Origin of the sequence: Kitasatospora sp. NPDC096140 (assembly GCF_040303045.1) — a bacterium.
GTDB lineage: Bacteria > Actinomycetota > Actinomycetes > Streptomycetales > Streptomycetaceae > Kitasatospora.
In genome coordinates this window covers 52,490-72,525 of sequence record NZ_JBEOUW010000036.1, presented here as the reverse complement: position 1 = coordinate 72,525, position 20,036 = coordinate 52,490, and the positions used below count along the sequence as shown (strand labels likewise).

Genomic DNA, 20,036 nt, shown 5'->3' with positions numbered 1-20,036 from the left:
AGGACGGCGAACGGTGTGATGACGGCGAGCGCGAGGACGGCGAACCGGGTGAACCCGGCGGGCCCGACCGTCTTCCGGGGCGCCACCGTCGTGGACGGCACCGGTGCGGACCGCTACCGCGCGGACGTGCGGATCGCCGACGGCCTGATCACCGACGTCGGCGACCGCCTCGACGCGCCCGAGGTGGTGGACGCCGACGGGCTGGTCCTGACCCCCGGCTTCATCGACATGCACGCCCACTCCGACCTCGCCCTGCTGCTCGAACCCGAGCACCCGGCCAAGGTCACCCAGGGCGTCACCTGCGAGGTCCTCGGCCAGGACGGCCTGTCCTACGCCCCGGTGGACGACACCACACTGCCCGCGCTGCGCCGTCAACTCGCGGGCTGGAACGGCGATCCGGCCGACCTCGACTGGGACTGGCGCGACGTCGCCGGCTACCTCGACCGGATCGACCGGACCGGCGTCGCCGTCAATGCCTGCTACCTGGTCCCGCACGGCACGCTGCGCACCCTCGTCATGGGCTGGACCGACCGGCCGCCCAACCCGGCCGAACTCGACCGGATGCGCCAGGTGTTGGCGAAGAGCCTGCTGGACGGCGCGGTCGGCATGTCCAGCGGCCTCAGCTACACCCCCGGCTCGTACGCGGACACCGCCGAACTGGTCGAGCTGTGCACCATCGTCGCGGCCTACGGAGGCTTCCACGCTCCGCACCAACGGTCGTACGGCGAGGGAGCGTTGGAGGGTTACGCGGAGATGGTGGAGATCTCCCGGCGGAGCGGCTGCGGGCTGCACCTGACCCACGCCACGATGAACTTCGGCGTCAACCGGGGCCGGGCCGGCGAGCTGCTGGAGCTGGTCGACCGGGCGCTCGCCGACGGCGTCGACCTGACCCTGGACAGCTACCCCTACCTCCCCGGCTCCACCACCCTCGCGGCCCTGCTGCCGAGTTGGGCCACCGAGGGCGGACCGGAGGCGACACTGGCCAGACTGACCGACCCGGCGCAGTGCGCCCGGATCCGGTACGAGGTGGAGGAGAAGGGCAGCGACGGCTGCCACGGCGTGGTCACCGACTGGGCGACGATCCAGGTCTCCGGCGTCCGGTCGGCGGAGCTGGCCCCGGCCGTCGGCCGGACCGTCGCCGAGATCGCCGACGAGGAGCGACGCACCGGCACCGAGGTGTTCCTCGACCTGCTGCGCCGGGACGAGTTGGCCACCACGATCCTCCAGCACGTCGGGCACGAGGAGAACGTCCGGGCGATCATGCGCCACCGGGTACACACCGTCGGCAGTGACGGACTGCTGGTCGGCGCCCGGCCGCACCCGCGGGCCTGGGGCACCTTCCCGCGCTACCTCGGCCACTACAGCCGGGAGTCGGGCGTGCTGACGCTGGAGGAGGCGGTCGCCCGGATGACCGGCCGGCCCGCCGCCCGGCTGGGCCTGCACCGGCGTGGCCGGATCGCCCCCGGCCACCACGCCGACCTGGTGCTCCTCGACCCCGAACGGGTCCGGGACACCGCGACCTTCGAGCACCCCCGGCGGCCCGCGGAGGGCATCGAGGCCGTGTACGTCAACGGCACCGCCGTCGTCCGGCAGGGTCGCACCACCGGCGCCCGCCCCGGGCGCGCCCTGCGCCGCACCGACCGAGGAACCCGAGCCGCATGACACCCCTCGCCTCCCTGCAGACCGACCGGGTGATCGCGGTGGTCCGCGCACCGAGCATCCCGGACGCTCCCGCGCTGTGCGCCGCACTCGCCGCCGGGGGCATTCGGTGGACCGAGTTCACCTACACCACACCGGATGTGACGAGCCATCTGCGGCACGCCGCGCAGGCCGGGCACCGGGTCGGCGTCGGCACCGTGCTGACCTCCGAGCAGGCCGAGCGCGGGGTCGCGGCCGGCGCCTCCTTCCTGGTCACGCCCGGCTGCCGGCCCGAGGTCGCGGCGGCGGCGAAGGGCGCCGGGGTGCCGGTGGTGCTCGGGGCGCTCACCCCGACCGAGGTGGCCCGCGCGGTGGACCTGGGTGCCGCCGCCGTCAAGATCTTCCCGGCCCGGGCGTTCGGGCCCGGCTACTTCAGGGACCTCCGCGGCCCGTACCCGGGCGTGCCGCTGGTGGCCTCCGGCGGGGTGAACGCGGGCAACGCCGCCGAGTTCCTGGGGCAGGGCGCGCTCGCGGTCTGCGCGGGGACGGACGTGGTGCCGCCGGAGGCGGTCGCGGCGGGGGACTGGGCGGAGATCACCCGGCGGGCCCGGGCGTTCACGGAAGCGTGCGGCGAGGCGTAGCGGCGTCGTGCCGCGACGCGCGGCGGTACACCGCGGCGGAGGGGCGCGGAGGGACGCCGGGAGGTGTGCCGGGAGTGGGCCGCGACGCGCGGCGGAGACACGCCGGGAGGCGCGGGGGCCGGGAGCGGCGGTGGCGGGGCGAGGCGGACTGTCGGGACGGCCGGGAACGGACGAGAATCGGTGGCACCCGGTTCGGCCCCCGGCCGAGTCCGGCCCGGCTCAGCCCCGCCCGGTGCACCCCGGGCCCCGGACCCGGTAGGAGGAACCCACCCATGACCTCGACCCGCCCCGGCCCCGACTGGCTCGCCGACGCCGTCCTCTACCAGATCTACCCGCAGACCTTCGCCGACTCCGACGGCGACGGCATCGGCGACTTCGCCGGCATCGCGGAGCACCTCGACCACCTCGCCTGGCTCGGCGTCGACACCGTCTGGCTCAACCCCTGCTTCGCCTCGCCGTTCCGCGACGCCGGCTACGACATCACCGACTACCTCGCCCCGGCCCCGCGCTACGGCAGCACCGAGGACCTGGTCGGGCTGGTCGAGGCCGCCCGCCGCCGCGGCATCAGGATCCTGCTGGACCTGGTCGCCGGGCACACCTCCGACCGCCACCCCTGGTTCCTGGCCGCCGCCGAGGACGCGTCCGACCACCGCTACATCTGGTCCGACCGGCCGGTGGACGGCTTCGTGGCCTCGCCCGGCAGCCGACCGGGCTGCTACCGGCCGAACTTCTTCGACTGCCAGCCCGCCCTCAACTTCGGCTACGCGCGCAGCAGTCCGGCCGAGCCCTGGCGTCAGCCGGTGGACGCCGAGGGGCCGCGCGCCAACCGGGCGGCGCTGCGCGACATCATGGCGCACTGGCTCGGCCTCGGCGTGTCCGGCTTCCGGGTGGACATGGCGTACTCGCTGGTCAAGGACGATCCGGGCAAGGCCGAGACCGCCAAGCTCTGGACCGAGCTGCGGGACTGGCTGGACCGTGCCCACCCCCAGGCCGCCCTCCTCGCCGAGTGGGGCGAGCCCGCCGCCGCCGTCGCGGCCGGCTTCCACGCGGACTTCTTCCTGCACTTCGGCGGCGAGGACCACGGCCTGCCGCTGCGCTCCCTGTGGAACAACAACGGCGGCACGGTCGAGGAGTTCTGGCAGCAGGAGGCCTGCTACTTCGAGGCCGAGGGCCGCGGCACCCCGCAGCCTTTCCTGGACGCCTGGCGCTCCGCCGCCGAACTCACCGAGGGCAACGGGCACATCGTGCTGCCGACCGCCAACCACGACTTCTCGCGGCTGGCCGCCGGCCACCGCACCGCCGAGCAGCTCGCGCCCGCCTTCGCCTTCCTGCTCACCTGGCCCACCCTCCCGGCCGTCTACTACGGCGACGAGATCGGCATGCGCTACCTGGCCGGCCTGCCCGACACCGAGGGCAGCGTGCTCGGGCCGCGCTTCAACCGGGCCGGCTCGCGCACCCCGATGCAGTGGACGCCCGGCCCCACGGCGGGCTTCTCCGGTGCGCCGGCGGAGCGGCTGTACCTGCCGGTGGACCCGGACCCGCACCGCCCGGACGTGCTCTCCCAGCGCGCCGACCCGACCTCGCTGCTGCACACCGTCCGGCGGCTGATCGCGCTGCGCCGGGCGCACCGGGGGCTGGGCTCCGCCGGCGGGGTGGAGGTCCGGCAGGCCGGCTACCCGCTGGTGTACACCCGGGCCGGGCGGTACCTGGTGGCGGTCAACCCGCGCCGGGAGCCGGGGGCCGTACGGCTGTCGGACGTGCTGCCGGAGCAGGTGCGGGGCGTGGTGCCGGCAGGCGTCCGGCCGTTGCAGGTACAGGGCGTGCGGGTGGCGGACGGGGAGCTGCTGGCGGACGGGTTCTCCTACGGGGTGTTCGACCTGGGCTGATCGCGGGCGGCGGGGGCCGGTCCCGGGAACCGGTCCCTCGGGCCGGTCCTGGGGGCTCGTCCTCGGGACCGGTCCCGGGGCCGGCTTCCGTCCGATGTCGGATGGTTGTAAGCTGCATCCATAGATGGTTGCATTTGCCACCTACATTGGTTGCATTTACCACCCTCTTGCCCCGTGCGAGACACCACCGGAGGACGGTACGAACGCCATGAGCACACCCCAGAACCCCGCCGCGGCGCCCACCCCGGGGCACTCGCTCAAGCACCTCGCCGTCCATCTGATCACCCCGCTGCTGATGTGCCTCGGCATGGCGCTCGCCTACCAGAGCGCGTTCCACCAGCCCGAGCCGCACCACCTCAAGGTCGCCGTCGTCGGCACCACCGACCAGGCGCACGGCCTGGCGCAGACGATCCGGGAGAAGGCCGGTGACGCGCTCGACGTCCGCACCGTCGACGACCGGTCCGCCGCCGAGCGGCAGCTGCGCGACCGCGACCTGGTCGGCGCCTTCGTCCCGGACGCCAGGAGCCCCGAGCTGATCGTGGCCAAGGGGAACTCGGACACCTCGGTGGTCGCCGCCACGGCGGTGTTCACGAACGTCACCGACCGGCAGGGCGTCCCGCTGCACGTCACCGACCTCACCACCCCGGCCGAGGGCGACCCGACCGGCCAGGGCCTGTTCTTCCTGCTGGTCGCGCTGAGCATCGGCTCGTACGCGAGCGTGGCGGTGATCGGCGCCGCCGGGGCCGGGCTGGGCATGGCGGTCCGGGCGCTCGTCGGGGTGGCGGTCTCACTGGTGGTCAGCGTCATCGGGATCGTCACCGCCGGGCCGGTGTTCCACGTCGTCGACCACGACCTCGCCGCGGTCTGGGCGCTGGGCTGGCTCTACTCGGCGGGCATCGTGCTGGTCGGCATCGGCCTGCACAGCTTCCTGAAGAAGTGGACCACGCTGGCCCTGATGGTGCTGTTCGTGATGCTCAACTTCACGTCCTCGGGCGGCATCTACCGGCCCGAGCTGCAGAACGGCTTCTTCGGCGCCCTGCACGGCTTCTGGACCGGCGCCGGCTTCCTGGAGGGCGCGCGCAGCCTCCTGTACTTCGACGGCGGCGCGGGCCTCGGCGGCCACGTCGTGACCCTGCTGGTCTGGCTGCTGCTGGGCGGGGCCGCCCTGGTGGCCGCGGCGGCGTACGAGCGACGCGGTCGCCGTCCGGTGGAGACGCCGGCGGAGGCCGAGGAGGAGATGGCGGAGGCGGTCGCGGTCTGACCCCGCCCCCCGGAAGGCTTCACCCGGCGCCAGGGCATCGGCACGGGTGGGGATTCGCGGCCCGCGCCCGGCCCTGGACAAGCCGGACGCGGGCCGACGCGCGGGTCGTGCTCAGGCCGGTTCCCCGGGGTTCTCGGGGCCTTCGGGGGCTTCAGGGCTTCCGGGGGCCTCGGGGTCGGTGCGGGCCATCCGGCCCCCGGGTGGTGCGGGGGGCACGGGAGCGTCCAGCCAGGCGGTGAGCTCGGCCGTGTGCTCGCCGAGCCGGGGCGGGGGCAGCTGGTAGCGCGGAGGGGTGCGGGACAGGCCGATCGGGTTGGCGACCAGGTCCAGCGGGCCGCCGTCCGGGCCGGGCAGCGGGGCGCGCGGATCGAGGCCGAGGGAGTCGGCCAGGGCGAAGGCCTCGGCCACGTCGTTGACCGGGCCGCAGGGCACGCCGAGCGGGGTGAGCACCGCGAACCACTCGGCGGCGGTACGGCGTTCGAGCCGGGCGGTGAGCTCGCGGGCGAGCACGGACACGTGCGCGACCCGCTCGGAGTTGGTGGCGAACCGCGGGTCGTCGGCCAGCTCGGGCGCACCGACACCCCGGCAGAGGGCGGCGAACTGGCGGTCGTTGCCGACTGCGACGACCAGCGGGCGGTCGGCGGCGGTGAACACCTCGTACGGGGCGATCGAGGGGTGGCGGTTGCCGAGGATGCCGGGCACGGCGCCGGCCAGGGTGTAGCCGGCGGACTGGTTGACCAGACCGGAGAGCAGGGTGGACAGCAGGTTCAGCTCCACCAGCTGGCCCCGCCCGGTGCTCTCGCGCTCGCGCAGCGCCGCCAGCACGCCGACCGCCGCGTGCAGCCCGGTGAGCACGTCCACCAGTGCGACCCCGGCCTTCACCGGCTCGTCGGGCGCCGGGCCGGTCACCGACATCAGGCCGCCGACCGCCTGCACCAGCAGGTCGTAGCCGGGGAGTTCGGCGCCCTTGCCGGAGCCGAAGCCGGTGATCGAGCAGTAGACGAGCCGGGGGTTGAGGGCCTGCGCCCGGGCGGGGCCGAGGCCGTGCCGCGCCATCGTGCCGGGGCGGAAGTTCTCCACCAACACGTCGGCGCGGCGGACGAGTTCGACGGCGCGGGCGAGATCGGCCGGGTCGTGCAGGTCGAGGGTGAGGGAGCGCTTGTTGCGGTTGACGGAGAGGAAGTAGGTGGCCTCGCCCTGGGCGTGGGGCGGGCCCCAGGCGCGGGTGTCGTCGCCGGTGCCGGGTTTCTCGACCTTGATCACGTCGGCGCCGAGGTCGGCCAGCAGCATGGTGAGGTAGGGCGCGGCGAGGACGCGGCCGAAGTCGGCGACCAGGACGCCGTCGAGGGGGAGCCCGGTCATGTGACCGGTCCCCGGTCGGCGGCGGGGCTGTTGGCGGCCGCCGCGGGGCCCGTCGCGGGGCCTGCTGCGGAGTCCGTCTCGGGGCCCGTCTCGGGGCCCGTCGCGTCGCCGGAAGGGGCGTCGCCACGCAGGTGGGGGCGGGCCAGGAGGAGGTAGAGCCCGCCCGCGGCGAGCACGATCACCGCCGAGAGCAGCACGAGGTAGTCGTCGTACCAGGCGGCGTCCGGGGTGCGGCCCCAGCAGATGTTGACGATCGCGGCGACGCCGTAGACCAGCGCGCCGACGTTCACCGCGAGCCCCCAGCGCCCGAGCCGGAAGTCCCCGCTCGGGCGCCAGCCGCGCAGTCGGGCCCGCAGGGAGGCGAGCACCACCATCTGGAAGGCCAGGTAGATGCCGATGCTGGAGAAGGAGATGATCTTCGTCAGGGCTCCCCCGGAGAGCGCCGAGGCCCCCACGATGATCACGCCCGGCAGCGCCGCCGCGAGCAGCAGCGCGTACGGCGGCACCCGCAGCCGCACCGAGACGGTGGCCAGCAGGCGGCTGCCCGCGATCATCCGGTCCCGGGCGAAGGAGTACGTCAGCCGGCTCGCCGCCGCCTGCAGGCTCAGCACGCAGGACAGGAAGGAGATCAGCACCACGCCGATCACCACCCGCGCGCCGGTCGCGCCGAACGCGTCGTGCAGCACCGCGGCCACCGGATCCTCGTCACTGCCGGAGACCACCGCGCCGATGTCCTTGATCGACATCACCAGGGCCAGGCTGACCCCGATCGCGGCCGCGCCGCCCACGTAGATGGTGCGCCGCATCGACTTGGGGATCTGTCGACCCGGGTCGGGCACCTCCTCGGCGACGTCGCCGCAGGCCTCGAAGCCGAAGAAGAGGAAGACCGCGATCAGACCGGCGGCCAGGAACGCGTCGGTGTACGAGCCGCCGGCGCCCGCGCCGAAGCTGTCGAAGACCACGCCGAGGCCGTGGTAGCGGTGCGTCAGCAGCAGCCAGGCACCCACGGCGAGCGCACCGAGCAGCTCGGCGGCGAAGCCGAACACCGCCGCCGCCGACAGCACCCGGGTGCCGCCGAGGTTGATCACGGTGGCCAGCGCCAGCAGGCCGAGCGCGCACCAGACGGTCGTCGCCGTGCTCGGCTCCACACCGAGCAGCGCGGCCACGTACGGGCCGGCACCGTAGGCGACGGCCGCGATGGTGGACATCAGCGCCAGCAGGTAGACCCAGCCGGTCAGCCAGCCCCAGGTCCGGCCCCAGAGCCGGCGCGCCCACGGGTACACCCCGCCGGCGACCGGGAACTGGGCGACCACCTCGCTGAACACCAGCGCGACCAGCAGCTGGCCGACACCCGCGATCAGGAAGCTCCAGACCATCGGCGGGCCGGCGGTCCTGAGGGAGGAGGCGAAGAGCGTGTACACGCCGACGACGGGGGAGAGATAGGTGAAGCCGAGGGAGAAGTTCGCCCAGAGGCTCATGTCGCGTTTGAACTCGGAGGTGTACCCGAGGGCGGCCAGCCGTTCGGCGTCCGCGTCGGGGGCGCCGCCGGGTGGACCGGCGGCGGTGGCACGTGCACTGGCATCGGTCATGACCTGCTCCTGGGAACGTGTCGTGATGCTTCGGGGGAGTGCGTTGCGGGCGTGCGTCGGGGGAACGCTGTTCGGCGGTGCGGTGTCGTGCGGCGGTGCGGTGTTCTGCAGCAGGGCCGAGCGGGGTCGGCGCTCGGGCCGAGGCTGCGGGAAAACATACGAGATTGGGTTTCTAGCGGCAAGGGTGCGCGCCGACCGGCGGTACCCTGCCGGAAGCACCCGGCCGGGTGGTGTACCGGCGGCGGCGATCGAGGAGGGGGTACGGCATGACGACCATCGGCAGTGCGACCCCGCTGCTCAGCGCCGTGCTCGCGCCGCTCACCGACCTCGGGCGCGCCGACGCCGTGGCCCGCCGGATCACCGAGGCGATCGCCCTCGGCCTGGTCGCCGACGGGGACCAACTGCCCAGCGAGAACGACCTGTCCGACCAACTCGGCGTCGCCAACGGCACCGTCCGGGAGGCGCTCGCGCTGCTTCGCGAGGCCGGCCTGATCGAGACCCGGCGGGGCCGCAACGGCGGCAGCTTCGTCCGCACGCCCGTCGAGGGCTCCGCGCCCCTCCAGCTCGCCCGGCTGCGGGACACCGCCACGGTGGACCTGCGCGACCTCGGGGACGAGGAGCTGGCCGTGTTCGGCACCGCCGCCCGGCTCGCCGCCGAACGCGCCCCCGCCGACCTCGGCCCCCGGCTCACCCGCCTGGTTCACGAGCTGCGCGACGCCGCCGGGCCCGCCGAGCAGCGCCGTGCCGACGCCCGCTTCCACATCGAACTCGCCGTCGCCGCCCAGTCGGTGCGCCTCACCCAGCTCGCCGTCCGGCTGCAGGCCGAACTCGGCCCGCTGCTCTGGCTGCCCGCCCCGTACGGCCCCGACCAGGAGCGCCTGGCCGAGCAGCACCGGGAGATCCTGGTCGCCGTCCTGGCCGGCGACGCGGCCGGCGCCCGCTCCGCAGCCGAGGCGCACGTCATCGGATGCGTGCACCACCTGGTCCGGGGGCACCTGGAGTTGGCGGACGACGGCTGACCAGGCGTCGTGCCGTCGCACCCGGAACCCCACCCGCCCGCCGGAGCCGTCATGACCAGCACGTTCACCCTGCCCGCCACCGCCGAGGCCTGTGCCCGGCAGGTCGCCGCCGCCGTCGACGCGGTGCTCGCCGACCTGGACGGCCTGCGGGCGGCCACCGCCGAGTGCTGGGACCGGACGGCCGCCGCGGGGCGACGGCCCGTCGCGGCCGAACTCGCCGTGCTGCAGGGGCCGGTGCGCGAGCTGCTGGCCCGGCCGGGCTCGCGCTGGTTCGGCTGCGGCGCCGTCGTGGCGCCCGGCGCGCTCGCCGATGCCGAGCTGCACGCGGAGTGGTGGTACCGCGGCGCGCGGGGCGCCGGGGAGCGGCAGTTGCGGCTCCCGCTGGACCCGGGGGACGCCGAGTTCTACGACTACCGGACGCTGCCCTGGTTCGCCCGGCCCCGGGACGAGGGGTGCGCGGCGGTCGCCGGGCCGCAGGTCGACCTGCTCTGCGCGGACCGCTACGTCCTGTGCTGCGCCCGGCCGGTGGCGGTTCCGGGCGTGGGCTTCGTCGGGGTGGTCGCCGGGGACGTCCCGCTGGCCGCGCTGGAGCGCCTGCTGGTGCAGCCGCTGCGGGCGCTGCCCGGCGGGGCCGCACTGCTCGACGGCGAGGGGCGGGTGCTGGCCGCCACCACCCCGGTGCTGCCGGTCGGTTCGCTGGCGCGGGCGCTGCTCGGCGGTCCGGCGGGTGAGCCGGTAGGTGGTCCGACGGTCGAGCGGGTGCGGGTGCCGTCGGAGGCGGTGGACTGGATGGTGGTGCAGTGGTGACGGCCGGCGCGGGGCGGTACCGGTGCGGCGTCGAGTATGACATTCATTTGTAAAGGTATCGGGTGCTGCGCTCCTGCTCCCGCTTCCACTACCCGTTCCGGCCGTCTTCCCGTCGCGTGGGCGGTGCGGTGAAGCAGCAGTCCCCGCAGAGCCCGGCACCCGGCCCGACCCGGTAGTAGAGGCAGCAGCTGTTCCGTCGGAACGCCGTGCCGCGCGGGCCCGTGCGCAGCGTGCCCGTTCCCGCCAGCGGCGGACGGTCCAGCAGCTCCGCGACCAACGCCCGTGCGGCGCCCGGCGCATGGGGGTCCAGCACCCGCAACGTGCCGGCCAGGGCGGAGGCGGCGTTGCCGAGCAGCAGACGCGGCGAGAGCGGCGCCGCGGCCCGGACGGCCGCCGCCAACGGATCCAACTGGCCCGTCAGCACGGCGGCGTGGAGCCGGTCGGCGAGCGTTCCGGCCTCCGGCCGGGCGGGCTCCGGCGGCGTCCAGAGGTCGATCGGGCCCTGGTCCGGGATCCGCACCCAGGCGTGCTCCAGCGTCGGGACCGTCCCGAGCAGGACGGCCGAACCGAGGCCGACCGACCAGAACCGGGCGGCCAGCCCCAGGTGCAGGATCGAGGCGGCGACCCGGGGTTCGTGGGTGCCGAGTCGCCGGGCCACCACCCGCAGGCGGTCGGCCAGCGGTGCGTCCGGGCCGGTGCCGTACAGCTCGGGCAGCGGGCGGAAGCCTTCGGGCGGCGGTCCGAAGGAGGTGTCCAGCGCGAAGTACGGGCCGACGGCGGCGAGTCGGCCGTAGTCGGGGACCGCTGGGCCGGGCGCGGGGACCGGCGATCCGGGCACCGGGCCGAGCGGGCCGGTCGGCCCGGGCGCGGGGTTCAACGGCCCTCCCCTGTGGGGTCGTTGAACCCCGCGCCGGCTTCGGGTGGCCCGGGTGCGGTCGGGCGGTCGGGCGACATCGGGGCCTCCAGGGTGTCCGGGTGCTCGGGGCGGCAGCGACCGGTCGGCGGCGTACGGCCCGTACGGACGGACGGTGGGCCGGGAGTCCCGGGAGGCCCGGAAGGCCCTGGCCGGGCGGGTGTCAGCCGCGCACGGTGAGGTCGCCGGCGGTCGTGCGGATGAACGGTACCGTGCCCTGGCAGTCCGCCACCGGCTGGCCCAGCGCGCCCCAGACCCAGCCGAGCCGGTCCCCGTGACGGCCGTTGTCCTCCACCGAGATCGAGACCTTCTGGCCGACCACCTCCAGGCCCGGGAACCACGGAGCCTCGCCCTTGGTGATCACGCCGGTGGCGATCGCCTCCCGTCCGCCGACGCCCAGGCAGGTGATGTCCCCCTCGAAGTCGGCGACCAGCCGGCCGTCGTTGTGCACGTGACGGACGTGGAAGTGGCCGCGGGTGGCACCGGGGTCCGTGTTGCCGGTGGCGCGGGCGTCGACCGAGATCCGGACCGGGTCGCCCGCGAAGCCGCCGAACGCGGAGGTGAGGACGGTGTCCCCGGTGCCGCGCACGCTCACCGCCCCGGCCCGGGCGTCGTCCGCGGCCGAGGCCGGTTCCGCGGCGGAGGCCGGCACGGTGGCGGTCACCGCCGCGACCAGCAGGAGGACCGAGGTCGCAGCGGTCGCGAGTCGACGGTTCATGACGGTTCGTTCTCCTTCGGGACGGGTGCTCCGGCGACAACGAGTCTGCTGCAGCAGGCCCGGCTGCACCTCACGCTGCGGAGGGGAGTTCGACGGTGCGCCCCTCCCTCCCGCGGAGGAGGCCCGCCTCCCCCTGGAGAGCTGCCCGTAGGCTCGGCCGGGTGCGCACCGAATCCCCGCCCCGCCCCGCCCGGCCCCGCCCTACCCGGCCGCGCTCGGCCCGGCTGCGGCGCCCGCTCGCCGTCGTCGCCGTCCTGGCCCTGACGGTGCCCGTCGTGCTCGCCCACGGGGGCGAGCACGACGCGGCCGCGCTGCTCGCCCTGACGGCCGCGCTCGTCGCGGTGGTGGCGCTGCTGCCGTGGCCCGCCGGGCGGATCGCGCCCGCACCGGCCGCCGCGGCGGTGACCGGTGCCTCGCTGCTGCTCGACCTGCTCTACTCGGGGCCGTACCGGCTGCCCGCGTTCTGGCTGCCCTTCGAGTGGACGGCGCTGCTCGGGCTGCTGTTCCGGGCCGTTCGCCGGCTGCCCGACCGGTGGGCGGGGCCGGTCGGCGGCCTGGTCGGGCTCGCGGCCGTCCTGCTGCCACTGCGGTTCGCCCTCCGGACTCCCCAGGGCGGTGCGGCCGGCCCGGTGATCGGCGTGCTGTTCTCCCTGCTGCCGACGCTCGCGGTCGCGGGCGCGGCGCTCTACCTGCGCGTCCTGGACGCCCGCCGGGAGCGGGCCGTCGACCGGGCCCGGCGCGAGCAGCGGCTCGAAGTGGCCCGCGGACTGCACGACTTCGTCGCCCACGAGATCACCGGCATCGTGCTGGAGGCCCAGGCCGGTCAACTCCCGGGCCAGGAGCCGGCGGAGACCGCCGCGCTGCTGCGCCGGCTGGAGGAGGCCGGACTGCGGGCATTGGACTCGATGGACGAGATGGTGGGGGCCCTGCGCGATCCGCAGGGCGGCGACCCGGACGCCCCGGGCGGGCAGGGCGGCCGGAGCGAAGCGGACGGGGCGGTCCGGCAGGACGGGCGGAGCGAGCAGGCCGCCGGGGCGACCACGCGCCGCCTGGGCCTGGCCGACCTCCCCGAACTGGTCACCCGCTTCGGCGCGACCGGCGGCCTGCACGCCGACACCGACCTCGCCCCCGGCGCCGCCGACCTGCTCCCCGCCGAGACCCAGGCCACCGCCTACGCCGTCGTCCTGGAGGCCCTCACCAACATCCGCCGCCACGCGCCGCAGGCCACCGAGGTCGCCGTCCGGGCGGCCCCCGCGCCGGACGGCGCCGTCCGGGTGACCGTCACCGACAACGGGGGCCCCGCCCGCACGCCGCTGCTGCGCCGCCGCCCCGGCTCCGGCGGGACCGGACTGGCCGGCCTCACGGCCCGCGCTGCCGCGCACGGCGGCTCGCTGAGCGCGGGCCCGGTCGAGCCCGCGGGCTGGCGGGTCACCTGCACCCTGCCGGGGCGGTGACGCGGGCCGGCGCCGCCGCGGTGCATGCCGACCCTCCGGGCGCCGTACCGGAGGGTCGGCATGTCGGCGTGTCGGCAGGCCGGCGGGTCAGCGATCCCGGCCGCCGCCGCGGGCCCCGCGCGGGCGGGTCAGGGTGAAGCGGTCGACGGGGACGAGGTCGCCGTACGGGCCGCTGACGGAGTAGTAGGTGACATCGATGGTGGTCTGCCCGCCGCGCTCACCCGGGTCGACGTCGAAGGCCGCGAAGCCGTACGGGTTGTCGGCGTCGCGGAAGGCGGACCACGGGGCGTCCTCGATCACGTACACCGGCGGGCGCTTGCCGGTGGCCGGGTCGACGGCGCCGACGCCGGTGATGACCCGGGCCTTCGGCGGGTCGAAGAAGAGCTGGTTGGACGGGGCCGAGGTGCCGCCGCCGCCGATCACCATGTGGACGGTGCCCTTGGTGGTGTCGATGGTCCGGGTGCCGGTGGCGACCGGGACCGGGGTGCGGGTGTCGGTCGGCTGCTGGCCGCGGATCGGGTGCGAGCGCTCGTAGTGGTGCTCGTGGCCGCAGACCACCAGATCCACGCCGTACCTGTCGAACAGCGGTACCCAGGCCTCGCGGATGCCGAGGTCGGCGCCGTTGAACTTGTCGGCGGTGGAGATCACCACCTGGTGCATGCAGACCACGATCCAGTCGATCCCCGGGTCCGCGTTCGCCGCCGCCAACTCCCGCTCCAGCCAGCGCTGCTGGGCGCCGCCGGAGTAGCCGTGGACGTAGGAGTTGCCGCCGTCCTGGTAGGCCACGTCGTCGTTGTTGAGGCTGATGACGCGCACCGAGCCGGCGGTGAACGAGTACCACAGGCCGCGCAGTTCCTCGTCCGAGCCGGAGCCGGGAAGGTCGAAGTAGGCCTGGTAGGCGCCGTAGCCGATCGGGCCGTTGCCCTTCTCGTTCTCGTGGTTGCCGGCCGCGGGCATCCAGGGGCGGTGCCGGGCGGAGCGGGTGTTGTTCTCGAACCAGTCGGACCAGGTGCGGATCCGGTCGGTGGCGATGTTCGCGTAGCAGAGGTCGCCGTTGAGCAGGTGGAACAGCGGGGCGATCCGCTCGACCCCGGCGGTGGTGTCGCCGGCGGCGGGGCTGCCGAGGTTGTCGTTGACGTAGCCGTTGGCGGTCTTCCGGCCGAGGGTGGGGGTGCCCTGGTCGCCGAAGCTGGTGAAGGTGAAGGCGGAGCGGCCGCGCGGGGCGGTGCGGACGGTGCCGAGCTCGGGGGTGGTGCCGTCGTGGACGGCGGCGTAGACGTAGTCGGTGTCGGGGTGCAGGCCGGTCAGCCGGGCGTGGTGCGCCTGGACCTCGGTGCCGGAGGCGGCGTCCCGGTAGGTGCGGGTCGCGGCCTGCACGGTGCGGCCGAAGCCTCCGTTCGAAGTCCCGTACATCACCCGGGGATTGGCGACGGACCTGGTGGTGTGCCAGGACACCACCACCTCGCGCGAGGCGTCCGAGCCGAACTGGAGGTGCAGACCGGCCACCCGCGGGGCACCGGAGCGCCCGGGCCGCTGCCACAGCAGCGGCGAGTCGGCGGAGGCGGCCGGGGCAGCGGCGGCGGGGGTGGCGGCGAGGCCGGAGAGGGACACGGCGCCGCCGAGGCCGAGACCGGAGGCGCCGGCCAGGAGTCCGCGCCGGCTGACGGGGAGACGTCCACTGGAAGCGTTCATCATGGCGGTCAGCTCACCGCACGGAGGTGAACCGCGCCGGGGCCGACACGTGAACTTTCCCGTCGGCCGGTGCGGGGTACGGCTCGTGGCAGACTGCTGGGCGTGACGCGTGCGAACGGTGAGAGCCCGCGGGTGATCCGCACCCTGATCGCGGACGACCAGGAGGCCGTGCGGCGCGGTGTGCGGCGCCTCCTGGACGCCCAGCCGGACATCGAGGTGGTGGGGGAGGCCGCGGACGGGCTGGCCGCGCTGGAGCTGGCGGCCGAACTGCGGCCGGACGTCGCGCTGGTGGACATCCGGATGCCGCGGATGGACGGGCTGGAGCTGACCCGCCGGCTGGCCGGTCCGGGGGTGGCCGAGCCGGTGCGGGTGGTGGTGCTGACCACCTTCGACCTGGACGAGTACGTCTACCCGGCGCTGCAGCACGGTGCTTCGGGGTTCCTGCTGAAGCGTTCCGGCCCGTCGCTGCTGGCCGAGGCGGTGCGGGCGGCGGCCGACGGGGAGAGCCTGATCAGCCCGTCGGTCACGGTCCGGCTGCTGCAGCACGTGACGGCGCCGCGCCGGCCGGAGCGTCGGGCGAAGGGCCGGGGGCCCGCGGCCGTGGTGCCGTTGACCGAGCGGGAGGTGGAGATCGCCGGGCAGGTCGCGGCGGGCCGCACCAACGCGGACATCGCCGCGGAACTGTTCATCTCGCCGGGCACGGTGAAGACCCACGTCGCGAGCATCCAGCGCAAGCTCGGGGTGGCGAACCGGGTCGGGATCGCCGTCCACGCCTGGGAGATGGGCTACGCCGTACCGGACCGGCCGTAGCGGACCGGGCGCGGGTGCGGTGGACCGGGCGTAACGGACCCGGGCGCCGGTGCGGGTCCCGGTTCCGACCCCGGTGGCCCGCCCGGACAGTGCCGAGGGGCGACATGGACAGCGCGTCCACGGGACCGAGGGGATTGTCCCGTGGACGCGCGGAACCCACGAGGTGGGGGTGGCCTCCGGACGTCACGTCCTCCGGCCGGTAGTTCGATCGTCGACCGAGGTAGAACAACGGCAGACCCTGATCCGTCTCGATCTGTCGCCACTGCCTCCTGCGGTCGAACTTCCTTCAGCTACCTCGCAGGTCCACCTCTCATCATGCGCCTCGCACGCCGCGTGCACCAGGGGTGAACGGCATGAATCCGGGCAATTTTCGCAAATCGATCACCGGGGTGGCTCAGGCCCGTCACCGGGGTGGGCTCAGGGTCGCGGCCACCCGTCCACGAAGCTCAGCGTCCGGTGGTACGGCCCCTCGGGCCCGGTGCTGCGGTAGTCCTCCGTGCTGCTGCCGGTGCGCACGGTGCTGTCGCCGTCGTGACGCCGGGCGGTCGGGCGCAGGGTGTGGTCGACGGTGGCGCGCTCGGTGACGTGGCCGCCGGTCGCCGTGGTGGCCTCGCGGTGGTAGCCGAGGTCCATCGCGGTGGTCTGGTCGGTGTTGCCCACTGCGTCGTGGCTCACCTTGTAGGTGACGTCCAGCGGTTCGCCCTCGTGGACGGTGGTGGTGCGGTGCGGCCCGCCGCCCCAGGTCGAGGTGGTGCGGGTGAGGTCGGTGCCGTTGTGCAGGGTCACGTCGTTGCCGCTGTCGCGCAGTTGCTGGCCGGAGCGGAAGGTCAGGTCGTCGCGGACCTCGGTGGTGATCCGGCCGTGCGAGGTCTGCACCCAGCCCCGGGCGACGTCGTGCCGGGCGGCGGTGACCGTCCAGTCGCCGCTGCCGCCGCCGTGGTCGGCGAGCGCGGTGCCGGCGCCGGCCTCCGGGGCGACCCGGTAGTCGGTGAGCTGCCCGCTGGTGCGGGCGGCGCCGTGGTCGACCTCGGCGAAGAGGTTGACCTGGCCGGTCCAGACGTCGTTGCTCTGCGCCTCGGCCGCGTTCACCGTGACGCCGACGGTGTGCGGGCGGCCGTCGAGCAGCAGACCCACGTACGGCGTCAGGTCGAGCCGGTAGGCGGGCAGGTCGAAGGCGAAGACGCCGGGGACGGGCCGCCAGAGCAGCGGGTCCCAGCCGCCGGTGTAGATCACCGGGTACGGCCAGACCGCGCCGGCCACCCGGCCGTCCACGGTGAGCCGCAGTTCGCGGAACGGGCCCTTGCCGCAGAGGCCGAGGCCCGGGTTGGCGGCGACGAAGGCGTCGGGCGCGGAGGCGTACGCGAACTCCTCGCAGGCGCCGCCGCCCCGGGTGTAGACCTCGGCGGTGAGGCGCTCCAGGTTCTGCGGGAAGGCGAGTTCGCGCCCGGCGGCGGGGGCGGCCCGGGTGAGCGCGAAGGGGCCGGTGGTGAGCAGTCGGTCGGCGCTGCGGGCGGCCGGCCAGTGGTTGTCCGCGGTGTAGAAGGTCAGGCTCGCGCTGATCGTGAAGACACCGGTGTAGGTGGCGTCGGTGACGTTGGCGAGGTCGAAGTCGAACTCCTGCGGACCGGCGGCGAACAGCGGGGCGTAGCGGGTGACGTCGTGTTCGACGTTCCACTCGATGCCGTCCTTGGACGGCTCCGGGGTGGAGGAGAGCATCACCTGGACGCCGCCGACGCGGACGCTGAAGATCCGGTCGAACTGCCGCCCCGCGACCTGCCCGTGGAGGTCCAGCACCACCGCCGACCACGGGCCCGCGCAGTCGGCGGGCGGGGTGAGGGTGGCGGTGTACGGGGTGTCGGGCGGGTTGCCGTAGCCGTTGCGGAACTCGCGTTGGTGCATCGCCTCGACGGTGCAGGAGCGGGTGCCGGGCCGGGTGAGGGGCTTGGTGGCGGTGACCGGGTCGTGGTAGTCGGTGCCGAAGTCGGCGTGGGCGGGGCCGGCGGCGGTGAGGGTGCCGGCGAGGGTGAGCACGGCGGCACCGAGTAAGCCGGCGGCGCGGCGGAGCAGCGGGCGCAGGGCCAAGGCGGATCCCCGGGGTCGGGCGGCCCGTGGCGCTGCCACGGGCCGGAGGGATGATCCGGCATCCTTCCGGCGGTGGCATGCCAGCGTCAAGGGCGGCGGACGGGGTAGGGCCAAGGGTGGTGGACGGGGTGGTGCCCGTCCGTACGCCGAACACCGTGCCGCCCCCACCGCGGCGGCATCTCACAGAGAGTGCGCATCATGACCGGACTTCCGCCCAGCACCCCCGCCGTCCACGTCGCCGGGGAGGTGGCGAGGGCCCTCGCCGACGGCCGGCCCGTGGTCGCCCTGGAGTCGACCATCTTCACGCACGGCCTGCCGCGCCCCCGCAACCTGGCCGTCGCCCTGGAGGCGGAACGGCAGCTGCGGGAGGCGGGAGTCGTCCCGGCGACCGTCGGGGTGCACGCCGGGGTTCCGACGGTCGGCCTGAGCACCGACCAGATCACCGAACTCTCGGCCGCCGACGGCCTGGACAAGGTCAGCCTGCGCGACCTCCCGGTGGTCACCGCGCTCGGCCGGCACGGCGGCACCACCGTCGCCGCCACCGCCTTCCTCGCCCACCGCGCCGGCATCCGGGTCTTCTCCACCGGCGGTCTCGGCGGCGTCCACTTCGGCGCCTCCGAGAGCTTCGACGAGTCGGCCGACCTCACCACCCTGGCCGCCACCCCGGTCACCGTGGTCAGCGCCGGAGTGAAGTCGATCCTCGACATCCGGGCCACCCTGGAGCGCTTCGAGACCCTCAACATCCCGGTCATCGGCTACCGCACCCGCAAGTACCCCGGCTTCTACGTCACCGACTCCGGCCACGAGGTCAACTTCAGCGTCGGATCGCCCGAGGAGGCCGCGAAGGTCATCGACGCCCGCGACCGGCTCGGCCTGCCGCAGGCCGTCCTGATCGCCAACCCGGTCGACCCGGCCAAGCAGTTGCCGCCGGAGGAGCTGGACGGCATCCTGGCCCGCGCCCGGGCCGAGGCCGACCGCCTGGGCATCACCGGCAACGCCTCCACCCCCTTCCTGCTGGACCAGATCCGGCGCGACACCGGCGGCCGCAGCCTGGAGGTCAACGTCGAGGTGTACCGGGGCAACGTCAGGCTGGGCGGCGAGATCGCCACCGCCCTGGCCGCCTCTGCCCTCTCTGCCACCTTGGCTGCTTCGGGGGAGTCGGAGGCGCCGGGCGCCCCGACCGCTCCGGCCGCGCAGACCGGGGCCTGAGCCGTGCTGGGGGTGCTCGGCGACCTCGTCGAGGACGTCGTGGTGTGGGTCGACGGCCCGCTGCGGCACGGCACCGACTCCGGCGCCCGGGTCTTCCGGCGGCGCGGAGGCAGCGCGGCCAACGTCGCCCGCTTCGCCGCCGGGCAGTGCCCGGCGCGCTTCCTCGGCTGCGTCGGCGAGGACGCGGTCGGCGACGCCGTGGTCGCCGAACTGCGCGGCCACGGCGTCGACGTACGGGTGTCCCGGCGCGGCCGGACCGGCACCGTCGTGGTGCTGATCGACCGGGACGGCGAGCGGACCATGCTGCCCGACCGGGGCGCCGCCACGCTGCTGGAGCGCGTCCCGGACGAGTGGCTGGCCGGTCTGACCCACCTGCACGTGCCGGCCTACTCCTTCGACGGCGAGCCGGTCGGCGCCACGGCGGTGGACGCCCTCGCACGGGTCCGGCAGGCGGGCGGCACCACCTCGGTGGACGCCTCCTCGACCGGCATGCTGGAGCGGTTCGGTCGGGAGCGGTTCCTCACCCTGCTGGCCGAGTCGGCGCCCACCTTCGTGTTCGCCGACCGCTCGGAGTCCGCCTTCCTCGGCCTGCTGGTGGAGGGACTGCCCGGGCCCGACCGGTCCCGGTTGGCGGAGACCACGGTCATCACCAAGGCGGGCCCCGCACCGACCACCGTCGACGTGCCGGGCGAGGGGCTGTTCACGGTGCCGGTACCGCCGGTGGCGGTGGTGCGCGACCTCACCGGCGCCGGGGACGCCTTCGCGGCGGGGTTCCTGGCCGGGTTCCTGGAGACCGGGGACCTGCGGCACGCGGCCGGGCTCGGGCACCGCAGCGCGGCCCGGGTGCTGGCGTCACCGGGGGCCTCCTGCGGCGAGGGCTGACGGCGGGCGGGCCTCCGGGCGGCTCCGGTGCTTCCGGGGCCGCCCGGGGTTCCCCCCGGGGGGCGTTCGACGG

At 75.1% G+C, this 20,036-nt stretch carries 16 protein-coding genes; 10 read left to right on the top strand and 6 right to left on the bottom strand.

The window, feature by feature from the left end; translation table 11 throughout:
• Nucleotides 1–18 precede the first annotated feature (18 nt).
• The 4 genes from ABT048_RS30605 to ABT048_RS30590 all read left to right on the top strand — a co-directional run bounded on the left by ABT048_RS30605 (nt 19) and on the right by ABT048_RS30590 (nt 5,426).
• Complete coding sequence (locus ABT048_RS30605; RefSeq protein ID WP_350524787.1) at nt 19–1,662, top strand: N-acyl-D-amino-acid deacylase family protein; 1,644 nt, start codon at nt 19–21, stop codon at nt 1,660–1,662.
• Nucleotides 1,659–2,279, top strand: a complete 621-nt coding sequence (locus tag ABT048_RS30600) for a bifunctional 4-hydroxy-2-oxoglutarate aldolase/2-dehydro-3-deoxy-phosphogluconate aldolase (RefSeq protein ID WP_350524786.1) — start codon at nt 1,659–1,661, stop codon at nt 2,277–2,279. The genes ABT048_RS30605 and ABT048_RS30600 overlap by 4 nt, the downstream gene beginning before the upstream one ends.
• A 272-nt stretch (nt 2,280–2,551) precedes the next feature.
• Entirely contained in the window at nt 2,552–4,165 is a 1,614-nt protein-coding gene (locus ABT048_RS30595; protein ID WP_350524785.1) for an alpha-amylase family glycosyl hydrolase, read from the top strand.
• A 208-nt stretch (nt 4,166–4,373) separates the two neighbouring features.
• Entirely contained in the window at nt 4,374–5,426 is a 1,053-nt protein-coding gene (locus tag ABT048_RS30590) for an ABC-2 transporter permease (RefSeq protein ID WP_350524784.1), read from the top strand.
• A 111-nt stretch (nt 5,427–5,537) separates the two neighbouring features.
• Here ABT048_RS30590 and ABT048_RS30585 read toward each other — a convergent pair whose 3' ends face one another.
• On the bottom strand, nt 5,538–6,788 hold the full coding sequence (locus ABT048_RS30585; RefSeq protein ID WP_350524783.1) for a CaiB/BaiF CoA transferase family protein: 1,251 nt from the start codon (nt 6,786–6,788) through the stop codon (nt 5,538–5,540).
• Entirely contained in the window at nt 6,785–8,377 is a 1,593-nt protein-coding gene (locus ABT048_RS30580; RefSeq protein WP_350524782.1) for an APC family permease, read from the bottom strand. Before ABT048_RS30580 ends, ABT048_RS30585 begins: the two co-directional genes overlap by 4 nt.
• A 266-nt stretch (nt 8,378–8,643) precedes the next feature.
• Here ABT048_RS30580 and ABT048_RS30575 point away from each other — a divergent pair, with 266 nt between their 5' ends.
• Nucleotides 8,644–9,396 carry a FadR/GntR family transcriptional regulator gene (locus ABT048_RS30575; RefSeq protein WP_350524781.1) on the top strand — a complete coding sequence of 251 codons (753 nt, stop codon included), beginning with the start codon at nt 8,644–8,646 and terminating at the stop codon, nt 9,394–9,396.
• A gap of 51 nt (nt 9,397–9,447) precedes the next feature.
• Nucleotides 9,448–10,203: a PDC sensor domain-containing protein gene (locus tag ABT048_RS30570; RefSeq protein WP_350524780.1), complete on the top strand. Its 756-nt coding sequence runs from the start codon at nt 9,448–9,450 to the stop codon at nt 10,201–10,203.
• Nucleotides 10,204–10,291: 88 nt separating this feature from the next.
• Here ABT048_RS30570 and ABT048_RS30565 read toward each other — a convergent pair whose 3' ends face one another.
• The gene (locus ABT048_RS30565; protein ID WP_350524779.1) at nt 10,292–11,080 is read right to left on the bottom strand and encodes a (2Fe-2S)-binding protein; all 789 of its coding nucleotides are present in this window, start codon (nt 11,078–11,080) and stop codon (nt 10,292–10,294) included.
• Nucleotides 11,081–11,279: 199 nt separating this feature from the next.
• On the bottom strand, nt 11,280–11,834 hold the full coding sequence (locus ABT048_RS30560) for a hypothetical protein (RefSeq protein ID WP_350524778.1): 555 nt from the start codon (nt 11,832–11,834) through the stop codon (nt 11,280–11,282).
• Nucleotides 11,835–11,995: 161 nt separating this feature from the next.
• Here ABT048_RS30560 and ABT048_RS30555 point away from each other — a divergent pair, with 161 nt between their 5' ends.
• Nucleotides 11,996–13,288, top strand: a complete 1,293-nt coding sequence (locus ABT048_RS30555; RefSeq protein ID WP_350524777.1) for a sensor histidine kinase — start codon at nt 11,996–11,998, stop codon at nt 13,286–13,288.
• An 87-nt stretch (nt 13,289–13,375) separates the two neighbouring features.
• On the opposite strand, the gene ABT048_RS30550 is transcribed toward ABT048_RS30555, so the two are convergent.
• Entirely contained in the window at nt 13,376–14,983 is a 1,608-nt protein-coding gene (locus tag ABT048_RS30550; protein ID WP_350524776.1) for a purple acid phosphatase family protein, read from the bottom strand.
• A 99-nt stretch (nt 14,984–15,082) separates the two neighbouring features.
• Between ABT048_RS30550 and ABT048_RS30545 the strand changes: the two genes are divergently transcribed.
• On the top strand, nt 15,083–15,790 hold the full coding sequence (locus ABT048_RS30545; RefSeq protein WP_350524775.1) for a response regulator: 708 nt from the start codon (nt 15,083–15,085) through the stop codon (nt 15,788–15,790).
• A gap of 417 nt (nt 15,791–16,207) precedes the next feature.
• Here ABT048_RS30545 and ABT048_RS30540 read toward each other — a convergent pair whose 3' ends face one another.
• Nucleotides 16,208–17,872 (bottom strand): peptide-N4-asparagine amidase, encoded by a 1,665-nt coding sequence (locus tag ABT048_RS30540; RefSeq protein ID WP_350524774.1) that lies wholly within the window; start codon nt 17,870–17,872, stop codon nt 16,208–16,210.
• A gap of 198 nt (nt 17,873–18,070) precedes the next feature.
• On the opposite strand from ABT048_RS30540, the gene ABT048_RS30535 reads away from it, so the two are divergent.
• Together ABT048_RS30535 and ABT048_RS30530 are read left to right on the top strand one after the other, a co-directional pair.
• The gene (locus tag ABT048_RS30535; RefSeq protein ID WP_350524773.1) at nt 18,071–19,081 is read left to right on the top strand and encodes a pseudouridine-5'-phosphate glycosidase; all 1,011 of its coding nucleotides are present in this window, start codon (nt 18,071–18,073) and stop codon (nt 19,079–19,081) included.
• 3 nt (nt 19,082–19,084) lie between these two features.
• On the top strand, nt 19,085–19,963 hold the full coding sequence (locus ABT048_RS30530) for a carbohydrate kinase family protein (protein WP_350524772.1): 879 nt from the start codon (nt 19,085–19,087) through the stop codon (nt 19,961–19,963).
• The last annotated feature ends 73 nt before the right edge of the window (nt 19,964–20,036 follow it).